Annotated in this window: 14 protein-coding genes; 5 read left to right on the plus strand and 9 right to left on the minus strand. The window is 73.1% G+C overall.

Features of this window, described 5'->3' with window-relative positions:
* Positions 1-35: 35 nt before the first annotated feature.
* On the minus strand, positions 36-182 hold the full coding sequence (locus tag ACZ4QV_RS27180) for an ArsR family transcriptional regulator (protein ID WP_361157021.1): 147 nt from the start codon (positions 180-182) through the stop codon (positions 36-38).
* 318 nt (positions 183-500) lie between these two features.
* Positions 501-1205, minus strand: coding sequence for a copper homeostasis protein CutC (locus tag ACZ4QV_RS27185; protein WP_361585158.1), 705 nt, complete (start codon positions 1203-1205; stop codon positions 501-503).
* Between the two features lie 184 nt (positions 1206-1389).
* On the opposite strand from ACZ4QV_RS27185, the gene ACZ4QV_RS27190 reads away from it, so the two are divergent.
* On the plus strand, positions 1390-2121 hold the full coding sequence (locus ACZ4QV_RS27190; protein ID WP_361585161.1) for an HD domain-containing protein: 732 nt from the start codon (positions 1390-1392) through the stop codon (positions 2119-2121).
* Here ACZ4QV_RS27190 and ACZ4QV_RS27195 read toward each other — a convergent pair.
* Both ACZ4QV_RS27195 and ACZ4QV_RS27200 read right to left on the minus strand, forming a co-directional pair.
* A complete protein-coding gene (locus ACZ4QV_RS27195) occupies positions 2108-2938 on the minus strand; it encodes a cytochrome c oxidase assembly protein (RefSeq protein ID WP_361585164.1) in 831 nt (276 codons plus the stop codon). The two genes, ACZ4QV_RS27190 and ACZ4QV_RS27195, sit on opposite strands and share 14 nt — an antisense overlap.
* Before the next feature lie 41 nt (positions 2939-2979).
* Complete coding sequence (locus ACZ4QV_RS27200) at positions 2980-3459, minus strand: DUF2243 domain-containing protein (RefSeq protein ID WP_361157031.1); 480 nt, start codon at positions 3457-3459, stop codon at positions 2980-2982.
* 225 nt (positions 3460-3684) lie between these two features.
* Here ACZ4QV_RS27200 and ACZ4QV_RS27205 point away from each other — a divergent pair, with 225 nt between their 5' ends.
* Complete coding sequence (locus tag ACZ4QV_RS27205) at positions 3685-4971, plus strand: Cmx/CmrA family chloramphenicol efflux MFS transporter (RefSeq protein WP_361157033.1); 1287 nt, start codon at positions 3685-3687, stop codon at positions 4969-4971.
* Positions 4972-5091: 120 nt separating this feature from the next.
* On the opposite strand, the gene ACZ4QV_RS27210 is transcribed toward ACZ4QV_RS27205, so the two are convergent.
* On the minus strand, positions 5092-5373 hold the full coding sequence (locus tag ACZ4QV_RS27210) for a DUF4031 domain-containing protein (protein WP_361157035.1): 282 nt from the start codon (positions 5371-5373) through the stop codon (positions 5092-5094).
* Between the two features lies 1 nt (position 5374).
* Positions 5375-5737, minus strand: a complete 363-nt coding sequence (locus tag ACZ4QV_RS27215) for a hypothetical protein (RefSeq protein WP_361157037.1) — start codon at positions 5735-5737, stop codon at positions 5375-5377.
* 171 nt (positions 5738-5908) lie between these two features.
* On the opposite strand from ACZ4QV_RS27215, the gene ACZ4QV_RS27220 reads away from it, so the two are divergent.
* The 3 genes from ACZ4QV_RS27220 to ACZ4QV_RS27230 all read left to right on the plus strand — a co-directional run bounded on the left by ACZ4QV_RS27220 (position 5909) and on the right by ACZ4QV_RS27230 (position 9518).
* The gene (locus tag ACZ4QV_RS27220; RefSeq protein WP_361585169.1) at positions 5909-6856 is read left to right on the plus strand and encodes a MurR/RpiR family transcriptional regulator; all 948 of its coding nucleotides are present in this window, start codon (positions 5909-5911) and stop codon (positions 6854-6856) included.
* Positions 6857-6962: 106 nt separating this feature from the next.
* On the plus strand, positions 6963-7922 hold the full coding sequence (murQ, locus tag ACZ4QV_RS27225; RefSeq protein ID WP_361585172.1) for an N-acetylmuramic acid 6-phosphate etherase: 960 nt from the start codon (positions 6963-6965) through the stop codon (positions 7920-7922).
* Between the two features lie 66 nt (positions 7923-7988).
* Positions 7989-9518: a PTS transporter subunit EIIC gene (locus ACZ4QV_RS27230; protein WP_361585175.1), complete on the plus strand. Its 1530-nt coding sequence runs from the start codon at positions 7989-7991 to the stop codon at positions 9516-9518.
* Here the strand turns inward: ACZ4QV_RS27230 and ACZ4QV_RS27235 are convergent.
* From ACZ4QV_RS27235 to groL, 3 genes are all read right to left on the minus strand, one after another.
* Positions 9515-11005, minus strand: a complete 1491-nt coding sequence (locus ACZ4QV_RS27235) for an alanine/glycine:cation symporter family protein (protein WP_361585179.1) — start codon at positions 11003-11005, stop codon at positions 9515-9517. The genes ACZ4QV_RS27230 and ACZ4QV_RS27235 overlap by 4 nt on opposite strands.
* Positions 11006-11178: 173 nt before the next feature.
* Positions 11179-12042, minus strand: a complete 864-nt coding sequence (locus ACZ4QV_RS27240) for an SDR family NAD(P)-dependent oxidoreductase (protein ID WP_467763534.1) — start codon at positions 12040-12042, stop codon at positions 11179-11181.
* 203 nt (positions 12043-12245) lie between these two features.
* A complete protein-coding gene (groL, locus tag ACZ4QV_RS27245; RefSeq protein WP_030022296.1) occupies positions 12246-13868 on the minus strand; it encodes a chaperonin GroEL in 1623 nt (540 codons plus the stop codon).
* Positions 13869-14161: the final 293 nt, after the last annotated feature.

The following is a 14161-nucleotide window of genomic DNA, read 5'->3' on the forward strand; positions in this document are numbered from 1 at the left end:
CCGCACCGCTCCGAGGGCGCCTGAGGCCGGTCCCCTCACTGCGCCGAGGGCGGCGTGGACGCCAGGAGCGACTCCACGGGTCCGGGGAACCGCGCGTCGAGGCCGGCGCGGCGCAGCCGTACGGAGCGGTTGCGCCCGACGGCCCGGGGCGAGGCGAGTCCGGCCTCGCGCATGATCCGCATGGGGTGGGAGACCGTCGACTTGTGCAGGTGGTCCAGGCCCAGCCGTTCGGAGGAGCAGTCGCACTGCTCGCCCGTCGCGTAGCCCCGGAAGAGGCCCGCCGGATGGCCTTCCCCGCCCCGGCCGACGCGCCCCTGCTGCGCTCGCTCAACAGCCGTGCCCGGTACCTGGGCACGGCTGCGGGCGACGGCCGCGACGGCTGCCGCGGTCCCGGAGGAGGCGCCGGAGGAAGCACCGGAAGGGGTGCAGGAAGGAGCACCGGAAGACGCACAGGCGCTGCGGCCCCGTACGGAACCGCAGCGCCCGTCCCCGGCCCGGCTCTAGACCGGCACCCCCTCCAGCGCCTCCCGCCACGCCGCCACGGCCCCCGCGTCCACCGGTGCTTCCCAGCCGGAGGGGCGGGCGGCGCCGCCGATGTGGAAGGCGTCCACCCCGGCCGCCAGCAGTTCCGGCAGGTGCGCGAGCACCAGCCCGCCGCCGATCAGGAGCCGCGGCCCGTAGCCGGGCTCTCCCTCCGCCGTACGGGCCCGCTCGGCCAGCAGCGTCGGCAGCCCGTCCTCGACACCGGCCGGCGATCCCGCCGTCAGGTACGTGTCGAGGCCGGGCAGCCCGGCCAGCTCCTTGCGCAGCGCGTCGCGGTCGGCGGCCCGGTCGATGGCCCGGTGGAACGTCCACCGGCAGCCGTGGACCTCGGCGGCCAGTGCCTGGACGGCGGCCAGGTCGGGCCTGCCGTCCGCGTCCAGGAAGCCGAAGACGAACTCCTCCGCCCCTTCGGCCCGCAGGGCGGCGGCCGACGCGCACAGGGCGTCGACGTCGCCCGCCGCGAAGCCGTCGGCCGCCCGCAGCATCACCCGTACGGGGATGTCGACGGCCGCCCGGACCGCCGCGACGGTCCGCGGCGACGGGGTGAGGCCGTCGGCGGCCATGTCGCTGACGAGTTCGAGGCGGTCCGCCCCACCGGCCTGGGCGGCCACCGCGTCGGCGGCATCGAGCGCGATCACCTCCAGGAGTGCGCGCTTGGTCATGGGTCCCCATTCCTTCGACGTGACGACTTCAGCAGGACTGGACGGGATGCCGACACGGACAGCGAGAGGACGACAGGTCTAGTCCAATATCCAGGGTACGGGCCGACCCGCCCACCGGGACCACAACGCCCCGGTACTCGACCGGAAACCCCCTCTTGACCTCCACCCGGGCACAATGGGCCGTATGGCTCGCACGACACCTCCGTCCGGTACGGCCCACACCCACTTCGGTGGCGGCGCCGACCCGTTCCCGGATCTGCACCACCGCTGGGCCACCGCCGTCGCGGGCGCCCGGGGCGGCAGCGGCCCCGCCGACCCCGACCCGGCCCCGTACGCGGACAACCTGCTCGGCCGCTGGTCGGAGCCGCAGCGCCGGTACCACACCACCGGTCACCTCATCGCCGTACTGGACCGCATCGACGAGCTGGCCGTGCACGCGACCGACCTGGACGCCGGCGTCCCCGTGGACTGGGACACCGTCCGCCTCGCCGCCTGGTTCCACGACGCGGTCTACCGGCCCGAACGCTCCGAGAACGAGGAGCGCAGCGCCGCCCTCGCCGAGCGCGCGCTGCCCGAGCTGGGCATCGACGACGCATGTACGGCCGAGGTCGCCCGCCTCGTACGCCTCACCGCGGGCCACGACCCGGACCCCGACGACCACAACGGCGCGGCCCTGTGCGACGCGGACCTGGCGGTCCTGGCAGGAGCGCCCGAGCAGTACGCGGCCTACGCCGCCGCCGTCCGCGAGGAGTACGGGTTCGTGCCGGACCGGGAGTTCCGCGCCGGGCGCGCCGAGGTGCTGCGGCACCTCCTGGACATGGCGAGCCTGTTCCGCACGCCGTACGGCAAGCAGCAGTGGGAGCGGGTGGCCCGCCGCAACCTGACCACCGAGCTGGAGCTGCTCACCACCGGCTAGCGGCGGTCGCCGTCGCGCCGCGCGGCGCCGGCCGGTCCGTGCGCCGCGCGCGCCGCAGCGCACGGCCCTCGGCCCGGTACCAGCGGCACGCCACGACGGCCGCCAGCGCCAGCTCGACGGCATCGCCGCCGTAGTACATGACCTGCGAGGCCAGGTGCAGGTCGGCGGTGCCGAAGGAAGTGCCGGGCGGGCCCACCGCGTACAGGGACTTGGCGAGGACGGCGTGCGCCGCGCCCGCCGCCAGCAGCACGGCTGCCCGCAGGGGCATGCCGGGGCGGTGGCGTACGGGGTCCAGGGCGAGCAGCCCGAAGGAGAACAGGACGCCGGCGAGCAGGATGTGCAGGTGCACGGCCGCGTTCAGCCAGGCGCTGTGGTGGCTGACGGACAGCAGCGGGGTGCGGTACAGCAGCCACAGCCCGCCGAAGTCGAGCAGGGCCGCCACCGGCGGCAGCACCGGGACCGCCGCCCAGCGCGAGCGGGTCAGGGCCACGAGCCCGCGGCGTACGGGCACGGGCGCGGTGCGCAGGGTCAGCGTCAGGGGGCGGCCGAGGACCAGGAGCAGCGGCGCCACCATGCCCACGCACAGGTGCGTGAGCATGTGCGCGGTGAACGGCGGCGCGGCGCCCCAGGGCTCGGCCACGCCTGCCACCAGCACCGCACCGCCCGCGCAGAACAGCGCGTCGCGCCCGTACGGCCAGGCGTCCCCGCGGGCGCGCAGCCGGGCCGCGGCGGCCAGGTAGGCGAGGCAGCCGAGGACGGTGACGGCGGTGACGGCCGCGGCGAAGGGCGGGGGCAGGGTGGCGGACGCGCCGGACATGGCGAATGTGGATGGGGCAGAGGTGGCGGGCATGGCGGGCGTCATCGGCTGCGGGTGGTGGGCGCGGCGCGGCGGGACGACGTGGCGCGTGGAGTCGTGCGGGAGGCGCGCACCAGCAGGAGTGCGCCGGCCACCAGGAGCAGGACGGCGATCCCGTTCCACGTCCAGTCGTACGGCGCCAGGTCCACGCCGTACCGGATCTGGTGGATGCCCAGCCCCTTGTGCTGGAACGTTCCGTCGTAGAGCTGGAACCCGCCCAGCCCCAGACACAGCCCGCCCCACCACGCCTGCGGCACCAGCGTCCCGCGGCGCCGGACGTCCGCGTACAGGACCAGGCCCGCCACCATCGCGAGCCAGCTGCCCGCGTGGAACAGGCCGTCGGAGACCAGACCGACGTCCGTGGTGGACTTGTCGTAGAAGTGGTGCCAGTGCAGCAGTTGGTGGAACACCGTCTCGTCGAGGAACGCGGCCGTGCCGATGCCCGTCAGCACGCCGCTGACCACCGTCCTCGTACGCCTCATACGCACCTCCTCGCCGGACACCCCATACGGGCCTCCTCGCCGTCGCGGACCGGGCGGAGCCGCCGGGGTACCCCGGGCCGAGGGGGCAAAACGCCGTGGGGACGCGACCCGGCCATCCGTCCGGAACCGCCCGGTACCGTGCCGGGACCGGCACCGTGGCCGGGAATGTCATGGGCGTCAGCACTGTTCGTGCGTGACATGCAAGACCATCCCGATCGCACCCGCATGCCCCTGGCCGTCTACGTCCTCGGCCTCTCCGTCTTCGCCCTCGGCACCAGCGAATTCATGCTGTCGGGCATCCTCCAGCCCCTGGCCCGGGACATGGGGGTGACCATTCCCCAGGCCGGTCTCCTGGTCTCCGCCTTCGCGATCGGCATGGTGGTCGGCGCGCCGGTGCTCGCCGGCGCCACCCTGCAACTGCCCCGCCGCACCACGCTGATAGCCCTGCTCACCGTCTTCGGGCTCGGGCAGGTCGCGGGCGCGGTGGCACCGTCGTACGGCGTGCTCTTCGTCTCCCGCGTGGTCAGCGCGCTCGCCTGCGCCGGGTTCTGGGCGGTCGGCGCGGCCGTCGCGGTGTCGCTGGTGCCGGTCACGGCACGGGCCCGCGCGATGGCCGTCATGGTCGGCGGGCTGAGCATCGCCAACATCGCGGGGGTGCCGGCCGGCGCGCTGCTCGGGCAGCACGCGGGCTGGCGGTCCGCCTTCTGGGCCGTGGCGGCCCTCTCGGCGATCGGCCTGGTCGGCGTGATCGCGCTGGTGCCGCGGACGGCCGTACCGACCGGTGACGAGCGCCCCGTGCTCCGCCGCGAGCTGAGCATCTACCGCGACAAGCAGGTCTGGCTGGCCCTGATCGGCACCGCGCTGAACGGCGCCGCGGTCTTCGCGCTGTTCTCCTACCTGGCGCCGCTGCTCACCGACACGGCCGGGCTGGCCGAAGGCAGCGTGCCGACCGTACTGGCGCTGTTCGGTGTCGGCGCGCTGATCGGTACGTTCGTCGGCGGACGGACAGCGGACGCGCACCCGTTCGGGACGATCATCGGCGGTATCAGCGCCTCGGCCACCGTGCTGGCGCTGCTGGCCCTGACCGCGCACCACTCCGTCGCCGCCATCACACTCTCCCTGCTGCTCGGCATCACCGCGTTCGCCACCGCACCGGCCCTGAACGCCCGGATGTTCAACGTGGCGACCGCCGCGCCGACGCTGGCCGGCGCGACCACCACCTCCGCCTTCAACCTGGGCAACACCATCGGGCCGTGGCTCGGCGGGCTCGTCATCGGCGCGGGCTGGGGCTACCCGGCCGTCGCGTGGACGGCCGCGGCGCTCGCGGCACTGGGCGTCGCCACCACCCTCGTCGCCCTGCGGCTGCACCGTGCGAAGAGCACCTCCCGCCTGGTCGCCTCCTCGGCGGGCACGCCGCAGCACACGGCCGGAACGGTGGAAGCGGCGCACCCGGCCGAGACCGCCAGGACGGTGGAAGCGGCGGGGACGATGGAGGCGGCAGACCGGAGCTGAGGCACACCGCGTCCAGCACGCCTCCACCAGGCCCGTCCGGCATCCCGGGCGGGCCTTCGCCGTATCCGGACCCGGAGCCGACGCGGCACCCGCCCTCTGGCCCCTTACTCCCTCACTCCCCTACTGCCCCACCGCTCCGCTCTCCCGGCTCTTCGGGCGGCGCAGGCCCGCCGCGCGCAGGCGGCGGACCAGCTCCTTGCTGCCGATCTCCAGCGCGCCCGCGCGCACCGCGTCGGCGTGCCGCTCCGCCGGTATGTCGTAGTGATCGCCGTCGAACGCCTTGCGGGGGCAGCCGATGCGCTCCGCGAAGGCGTGCAGTTCCTCGAAGGAGGTGTCGCTGACGAGGTGGGACCACATCCGGCCGTGGCCGGGCCAGGTCGGCGGGTCGATGTAGAGCGCCACGTCAGCCTCCCCCGGTGGCGCCCAGCGAGCCGACCCGGGCCACCGAGACCGCCGTCTTGGGGCAGACCCAGTGCGGGTCGGGCCCCAACTCGGGCTCGACGTCGAGGGCGTGCGGGTCGCCGCCGTGCAGGCACACGGGGCACAGCGGCCAGCGGCCGTACCGCTCCAGGAGCGCGTCCTGGACGTCCTGCGCTATCAGCCCGGCCACGAACTCGGCGCCCTCGGGCCACTGCTCCACCCACCATCGGCGGTGCGTCACGGAGTCCTCGACCAGCGAGACGATCTCCGCGTCGGCGACTTCGCCCGCCACCAGGTCCGCGAGGACCAGCGCGCGGGCCGCGTGCAGTGCCTGTTCGAGCTCCATGCCCCCCATTCTCTCCCGCACCACCGACAACCGCTCCGGCTGCCCGCGCCGACGGCCGGCCGGCACCCGACGCCGATGCCGACACCCGGCGCCGGACGCCGGCGCCAGACGCCCGACACCCGGCGCCCGGCGGGTATTGACGCGGACCGGCGCTGAAATTACTTTTCAACCGTGAGCCCCGACCTGAAGGAAACTTTCAAGGACTCCGGCGCCGCCGTCCGGGCCGCCCCGAGCCCGCCCGCCCCCGCGGCCCTGGCCGCCAAGGTACGCACGCTGGCGCCGTCCATGACCCGTTCCATGCAGCGGGTCGCGGAGGCGGTCGCGAGCGACCCGGCCGGCTGCGCCGCGCTCACCGTCACCGGCCTCGCGGAACGCACGGGCACGAGCGAGGCCACCGTCGTACGGACCTCGCGCCTGCTCGGCTACCCGGGCTACCGCGACCTGCGCATCGCGCTGGCCGCCCTCGCCACCCAGCAGGCCACCGGCCGCGCGCCCGCCGTCACCGCCGACATAGCGGTCGACGACGCGCTCCCCGACGTGGTCGCGAAGCTGGCGCAGGAGGAGCAGCAGTGCCTGGCCGACACCGCGGCCGGACTGGACCTGACGCAGTTGGAGGCCGCGGTCGGCGCGCTGGCCGCGGCCCGGCGCATCGACGTGTACGGCATAGGGGCCTCCAACCTCGTCGGCCAGGACCTGGTCCAGAAGCTGCTGCGGATCGGCCTGATCGCGCACGCCCACTCCGACCCGCACCTCGCCGTGACCAACGCGGTCCAGATGCGCGCCGGTGACGTGGCCATCGCGATCACCCATTCGGGTCGTACGACCGACGTCATAGAGCCGCTGCGGGTGGCCTTCGACCGGGGCGCGACGACCATCGCGATCACCGGCCGCCCGGACGGCGGCATCGCCGCGTACGCCGATCACGTCCTCACCACGTCCACGGCGCGGGAGAGCGAGCTGCGCCCCGCCGCCATGTCCTCGCGCACCAGCCAACTGCTGGTCGTGGACTGCCTTTTCGTGGGCGTGGCGCAGCGTACGTACGAGACCGCGGCGCCCGCCCTGTCCGCCTCCTACGAAGCGCTCGCCCACCGCCACTCACCCCGTACGCCCCACCGCTGACCCACCGGCCGTACCGGATCCCGCCGGCCCGCCGCCTCCGCGCCCCCGTACAGAGCCGTACGCGCCCGTACCGAGCCGTACGCGCCCGGAAAGAGCCGCCACCGCCATGTCCTCCCCCGCCGAGTACGCACAGCTTCGCGCCCAGCTCGACACGCTCACCACCGAAGCCTTCCGGCCCGAACTCGCCGAGATCGACCGGCTGTCCACCCTGGAGATCGCCCGCACGATGAACGGCGAGGACACCACCGTCCCCGCCGCCGTCGCCGTCCGGCTCCCCGAGATCGCCGCCGCCATCGACGCCACCGCCGAGCGGATGGCCCGCGGCGGTCGGCTGATCTACGCGGGCGCGGGCACGGCCGGCCGGCTCGGCGTACTGGACGCGAGCGAGTGCCCGCCCACCTTCAACACCGATCCGTCCGAGGTCGTGGGCCTGATCGCGGGCGGCCCCACCGCCATGGTCGCCGCCGTCGAGGGCGCCGAGGACAGCAAGGAGCTGGCCGCCGCCGACCTGGACGCACTGGGCCTGACCGCCGACGACACGGTGGTCGGCGTCTCCGCCTCCGGCCGCACCCCGTACGCGATCGGTGCCGTCGAACACGCCCGCGCGGCCCGCGGCGCGCTGACCGTCGGCCTCTCCTGCAACGCGGACTCGGCGCTGGCCGCGGCCGCCGACCACGGCATCGAGGTCGTCGTCGGGCCCGAACTCCTCACGGGCTCCACCCGGCTGAAGGCCGGCACGGCGCAGAAGCTGGTCCTCAACATGCTGTCGACCATCACCATGATCCGGCTGGGCAAGACCTACGGGAACCTGATGGTGGACGTCCGCGCCTCCAACGAGAAGCTGCGGGCCCGCTCGCGCCGCATCGTGGCGCTGGCCACCGGCGCCGGTGACCCGGAGATCGAGGCCGCGCTCGCCGCCACCGACGGGGAGGTCAAGAACGCCATCCTGGTCGTGCTGGCCGGGGTCGACGGGCCGACGGCAGCCCGGCTGCTGGCCGACTCCGGCGGCCACCTCAGGGCCGCGCTGCACACCGCCCTGCACACCCCGCCCTCCGAGAGCGGCTGACCCGGCCAGGCGTCCCTCCACCACCAGTCCGTTCCGGCCAGCCCACCCGCACAGCAAGGCACCACCATGTCCGATGAGAAGAACCGCGCCACCGCCGTCGCGATCCTCCCCCTGGTCGGCGGCGCCGCCAACGTCACGTCCGTCACCCACTGCATGACCCGGCTGCGCCTCGGCGTCGCGGACCGCTCGCTGGTCCAGGACGACGCCCTGAAGGCGCTGCCCGCCGTCCTGGGCGTGGTGGAGGACGACACGTACCAGATCGTGCTGGGTCCGGGCACGGTCGCCCGCGTCACCCCGGAGTTCGCCGCCCTGGTCGACGCCGGACGCGACGCGTCACCCGCCCCGGAAACGCCGCCCGCCACACCCGATCCCACCACCACCGGTTCCACCGACTCCGCCCCCTCCCCCGCCGAAGAACTGGCCGCCCGGGGCGCCGCCCTCAAAGCCCGCCAGAAGGCCAGGAACGCGACCCCGGTCAAACTCTTCCTCCGCCGGATCGCCGACATCTTCGTCCCGCTGATCCCCGCCCTCATCGGCTGCGGCATCATCGCCGGACTGAACGGCCTGCTGACCAACTTCGGCGTGCTGCCCGCCCTCGTCCCGGCGCTGGCCGCCATCGCCTCCGGCTTCATGTCCCTGATCGCGGTCTTCGTGGGCCACAACACCGCGAAGGAGTTCGGCGGTACACCCGTCCTGGGCGGCGCGGTCGCCGCGATCATCGTGTACGCGGGCGTCGCCCAGGTGAGCGCCTTCGGCCAGCAGCTCTCCCCGGGCCAGGGCGGGGTGCTCGGGGCCCTGGGCGCGGCGCTGCTCGCCGTACAGGTCGAGAAGGCGTGCCGCAGGTACGTCCCCGAGGCGCTCGACGTCCTGGTCACGCCCACCGTGACCGTGCTGGTCTCCGGCCTGGTCACGCTCTTCGGCCTGATGTTCCTGGCCGGCGAGGTCGCCACCGCCATCGGTACCTGCGCGAACTGGCTGCTGGCCCACGGCGGCGCCGCGGCCGGATTCCTGCTCGGCGGCCTCTTCCTCCCGCTCGTCATGCTCGGTCTGCACCAGGCCCTGATCCCCATCCACACCACGCTGATCGAGCAGCAGGGCTACACGGTCCTGCTGCCCATCCTCGCGATGGCCGGCGCCGGCCAGGTGGGCGCCGCCCTCGCGGTCTACGTCCGTCTGCCCGGCAACCGCTCGATCCGCAGGACCGTCAGGTCCGCGCTGCCCGCCGGTTTCCTCGGTGTCGGCGAACCCCTCATCTACGGCGTCTCGCTGCCGCTGGGCCGCCCGTTCGTCACCGCCTGCGTGGGCGGCGCGTTCGGCGGCGGCTTCGTGGGCCTGTTCCACCAGCTCGGTACGACGGCCGGCTCCACCGCCATCGGCCCGTCGGGGTGGGCCCTGTTCCCCCTGCTCAAGGGCGACCGGCCGCTCGGCGCCACCCTCGCCGTCTACGCCCTGGGCCTGCTCGTCGGCTACGCGGCCGGCTTCCTCGCGACGTACTTCTTCGGCTTCCGCAAACAGGCCCTGCCGGAACTGAACGCCACCACGGGCCCGTGGGTGGACGGCACCCAGCACCTGACGAGGGACGGCGCCGGAGGCTAGGGCGCCCCCGACCCCGCCCCCACCGTCTCCCGGCGCTCGGGCGCCGTCGGCGTGTCCGGCCAGCACTCCACCCCCGTCAGATCCGGCATCCGGGACCGGGTGAACACCGGGTCGAGGCCGGACCGGCGCTGGGCCGTGTAGTCGTCCAGGAGGCGGAAGGCGATGGCCGAGAGGGGGATGATGGCCAGGAGATTGATCAGGGCCATGAGGCCCATGAAGACGTCGGCGAGGTTCCAGATGACGCCGACCGAGCCCAGCGCGCCGAGGAAGACGACCGCGAGGACGAGGGCGCGGTAGACGGGCAGGACCCAGGCGCGCCGCGTCATGAAGCCGATGTTCGACTCGCCGTAGTAGTAGTTCCCGATCATGGAGCTGAAGGCGAGCAGGAAGACCACGGCCGTCAGCACGTGACCGGCCCAGCCGCCGAGCGTGTCGGTCAGCGCGGACTGGGTGAGGTCGGCGCCCTGCCGCCCGCTCAGCTCCGGGGTGGTCGTCAGGATGATGAAGGCGGTCATCGAGCAGATCAGCAGGGTGTCGAAGAAGACGCCGAGGGACTGCACGAGCCCCTGCTTGACCGGGTGGGTGACTTCGGCGGCGGCGCCCGCGTTGGGCGCCGAGCCCAGGCCCGCCTCGTTGGAGAACATGCCGCGCCGTACGCCCTGCTGGATGGCCGCGCCGATCCCGCCGGCCGCCAGCTCCTTGAAGCCGAACGCGCCGCCGACGATGTCGCCGAAGACCCGCGGCAGGTCGCCGAGGTTGAGAAGGACGACGGCGGTGCCCAGCAGCAGGTAGACGACGGCCATGACCGGTACGAGGACGGTCGTGACGGAGGTGATCCGGCGGACGCCGCCGCAGATCGCGACGCCCAGCAGTACGGCCAGCAGCAGGCCGACCGCCGGGGCGAACCACGACGCACCGCTGCCGGCGACGGACCCGGAGGCGACCGAGGTGATCGTGTTGGACTGCACGGCGTTGAAGACGAACCCGAAGGTCACGGTGATGGCGACCGCGAAGAGCACACCGGGCCAGCGCTTTCCGAGCCCGCGCTGCATGTAGTAGGCGGGCCCGCCCCGGTACGTACCGGAGGCGGCGCCGTCGGGGTCCTTGCCGTCGCGGACCTTGTAGAGCTGGGCCAGCGCCGACTCGACGAACGCCGAGGCGCCGCCGACGAGCGCCATCACCCACATCCAGAACACCGCGCCCGCGCCGCCGAGGGTGATGGCGGTGGCGACGCCCGCGATGTTGCCCGTACCGACCCGGGCGGCCGCCGAGATGGTGAAGGCGCCGAAGGACGAGACCGGCTTGGAGCCGTCCGCCCTGGGCTGCGACTTGTCCTTCAGCACGCGCAGCATCTCCGGGAAGAGCCGCAGTTGCACGGCCCTGGAGCGGACCGTGAAATACAGACCGGCGCAGACCACCAGCGGTATCAGCAGGTAGGTCCAGAGACCGTCGTTGACTTCGACGATCAGGGAATCGAGCGTGCTCATGGGCGTCCTAGCGGGGCGTCCGGGGTACGGGGACGGCCATCGCGGAAGATCACCTTCCGGTGAGGCTCCGGAAAGTATGGCCGCCATGCCCATACCAGGACCAGCGCCGCCTTACATGCCGTATCTCACAGAAAACGACATAACGTCGGCGCGTTCCGACGACCGTCCGGCCCTCACATGGCGCAGCCGTGCAGCCCGCCGTCCACCACCAGGTCCTGCCCGTTGACGTACGACGCCTCACCGGACGCCAGGAAGGCCACCGCGTCGGCGATCTCCTCGGGCCGCGCGAACCGGCCCGCGGCCGTCTGCGCCCGCAGCTTCTCCGCCTCCGCCACATCGATGTCCGAGTCCACGAACATCGGCGTCTCGACGTAGCCGGGACTGACCGAATTGACACGGACGCGGCGCCCGGCGAGCGCCGCCGCGAGCGTCCGGGCGAGGTTGAGCGCGGCGGCCTTGGTCGCGGAGTGCAGGGTGGCGTCCGCCTGCCCGCGTTGCACGAGCGACGAGGCGTTGATGACCACCGCGCCGCCGTCCCGCAGCAGCGGGAGCGCCCGCTGGACGGTGAAGAACACGCCCTTGAAGTTCACGCCGACCGCCCGGTCGAAGTCGGCCTCGGTGATCTCCTCGAAAGGCGCGGCGGCGTACCGGCCCGCGTTGGCGAAGATGATGTCGAGGTGCCCGAAGCGGTCGCGTACCGCTTCGACCGCGGCGTCCAGGTCGGCGACGGAGGCCGTGTCGGCCCGTACGCCGAACACCCGGTCCGCCGCGCCACCGGCCGCCCCCGGGCCCGTCGCCGTCGCATCCGCAACGGCCGCCTCGCCGCCCGTCACCGCCTCCCGCGCCCGCTCCTTCAAGTGCGCCACGGCGGCGTCCAGGCGGCGCTCGTCGCGGCCGCACACCACCACCCGCGCGCCGTCCGCGAGCAGCCGCCGCGCGGCTGCCAGGCCCACTCCGCTGCTGCCGCCGGTGATCAGGGCGACGGTGTCCGCGGGGAACCGGTCCGGTCGGGCGGTCTGCCCGTTTCGAGTCGTCATAGGGCGATCGTGCCCCGTCGGGCCGGGGTCAGTGCAAGGACCGCCGTACGGAATCGGCAGCGGTGCGCCCCGGCCGTACAGAAGGCCGTACCGGTGACCGCTCGGACGGCCGTACCGGAATGCCCCCGAAACGCCGCCGGGGCGGCACCCCCCTGGGAGGAGGAGTGCCGCCCCAGCGATCTGAGGACGATGATCCGGGAGGATCAGAAGTCCATGTCACCGCCCGGCATGCCGCCCGGAGCGGCCGCGGCGGCCTTCTCCGGCTTGTCGGCGATGACGGCCTCGGTGGTCAGGAACAGCGCGGCGATCGACGCGGCGTTCTGCAGCGCGGAGCGCGTGACCTTGGCGGGGTCGATGATGCCCTCGGCGATCATGTCGACGTACTCGCCGGTCGCGGCGTTCAGACCGTGGCCGACGGCCAGGTTGCGCACCTTCTCCACCACGACGCCGCCCTCAAGACCGCCGTTGACGGAGATCTGCTTCAGCGGAGCCTCCAGCGCCAGCTTCACAGCGGCGGCACCGGTGGCCTCGTCACCCTCCAGCTCCAGCTTCTCGAAGACCGAGGAGGCCTGCAGCAGGGCGACGCCACCGCCGGCGACGATGCCCTCCTCGACGGCCGCCTTCGCGTTGCGCACGGCGTCCTCGATGCGGTGCTTGCGCTCCTTGAGCTCGACCTCGGTGGCGGCACCGGCCTTGATGACGGCCACGCCGCCGGCCAGCTTCGCCAGACGCTCCTGGAGCTTCTCGCGGTCGTAGTCCGAGTCGCTGTTCTCGATCTCGGCGCGGATCTGGTTGACGCGGCCCTGGACCTGCTCGCTGTCACCGGCACCGTCGACGATGGTGGTCTCGTCCTTGGTGATGACGACCTTGCGGGCGCGGCCCAGCAGGTCGAGACCGGCGTTCTCCAGCTTGAGGCCGACCTCCTCGGAGATGACCGTGCCACCGGTGAGGATGGCGATGTCGCCGAGCATGGCCTTGCGGCGGTCGCCGAAGCCCGGGGCCTTGACGGCGACGGACTTGAAGGTGCCGCGGATCTTGTTGACGACCAGGGTCGACAGGGCCTCGCCCTCGACGTCCTCGGCGATGATCAGCAGCGGCTTGCCCGACTGCATGACCTTCTCCAGCAGCGGAAGGAGGTCCTTCACGTTGGAGATCTTCGAGTTGACGATGAGGATGTACGGGTCGTCGAGCGACGCCTCCATACGCTCCATGTCGGTGGCGAAGTACGCCGAGATGTAGCCCTTGTCGAAGCGCATACCCTCGGTGAGCTCCAGCTCCAGACCGAAGGTCTGGGACTCCTCGACGGTGATGACGCCTTCCTTGCCGACCTTGTCCATGGCCTCGGCGATCAGCTCGCCGATCTGGGTGTCGGCGGCGGAGATGGAGGCGGTCGAAGCGATCTGCTCCTTGGTCTCCACGTCCTTGGCCTGCTCCAGCAGGGCGGCGGAGACGGCCTCGACGGCGCGCTCGATGCCGCGCTTGAGGGCCATCGGGTTGGCGCCGGCGGCCACGTTGCGCAGGCCCTCGCGGACCAGGGCCTGGGCCAGGACGGTCGCGGTCGTCGTGCCGTCACCGGCGACGTCGTCCGTCTTCTTCGCGACCTCCTTGACCAGCTCGGCGCCGATCTTCTCGTACGGGTCCTCGAGCTCGATCTCCTTGGCGATGGACACACCATCGTTGGTGATCGTGGGGGCGCCCCACTTCTTCTCGAGGACGACGTTGCGGCCCTTGGGGCCAAGGGTGACCTTGACGGCGTCGGCGAGCTGGTTCATCCCGCGCTCGAGACCGCGCCGTGCCTCCTCGTCGAACGCGATGATCTTGGCCATGTGAAGTGGTCCTCCCGGACTGGGGGTCCCCCCGGACTGCGTCTGGGGGAGGGTGGATACTCCGGACCGCGCTGGCGCCCGCGACGGACGGTTCGTGAGCTGGTGGTTCCTTGCCCCACCTGCCCGCGGACCTCACCGAGTCGGTCCTTAGCTGTCACTCTCACTCGTAGAGTGCTAACGCAATGATTAGCACTCGACCCATGAGAGTGCAAGCGGCTTGGCGGGAGCCATCCCCATGGGGGGCGGGTGCCAAACCAGGCGCGGGCGGACGCCCCGCCCTCCCCCGGGACACT

The organism is Streptomyces sp. NPDC026394, assembly GCF_055567735.1.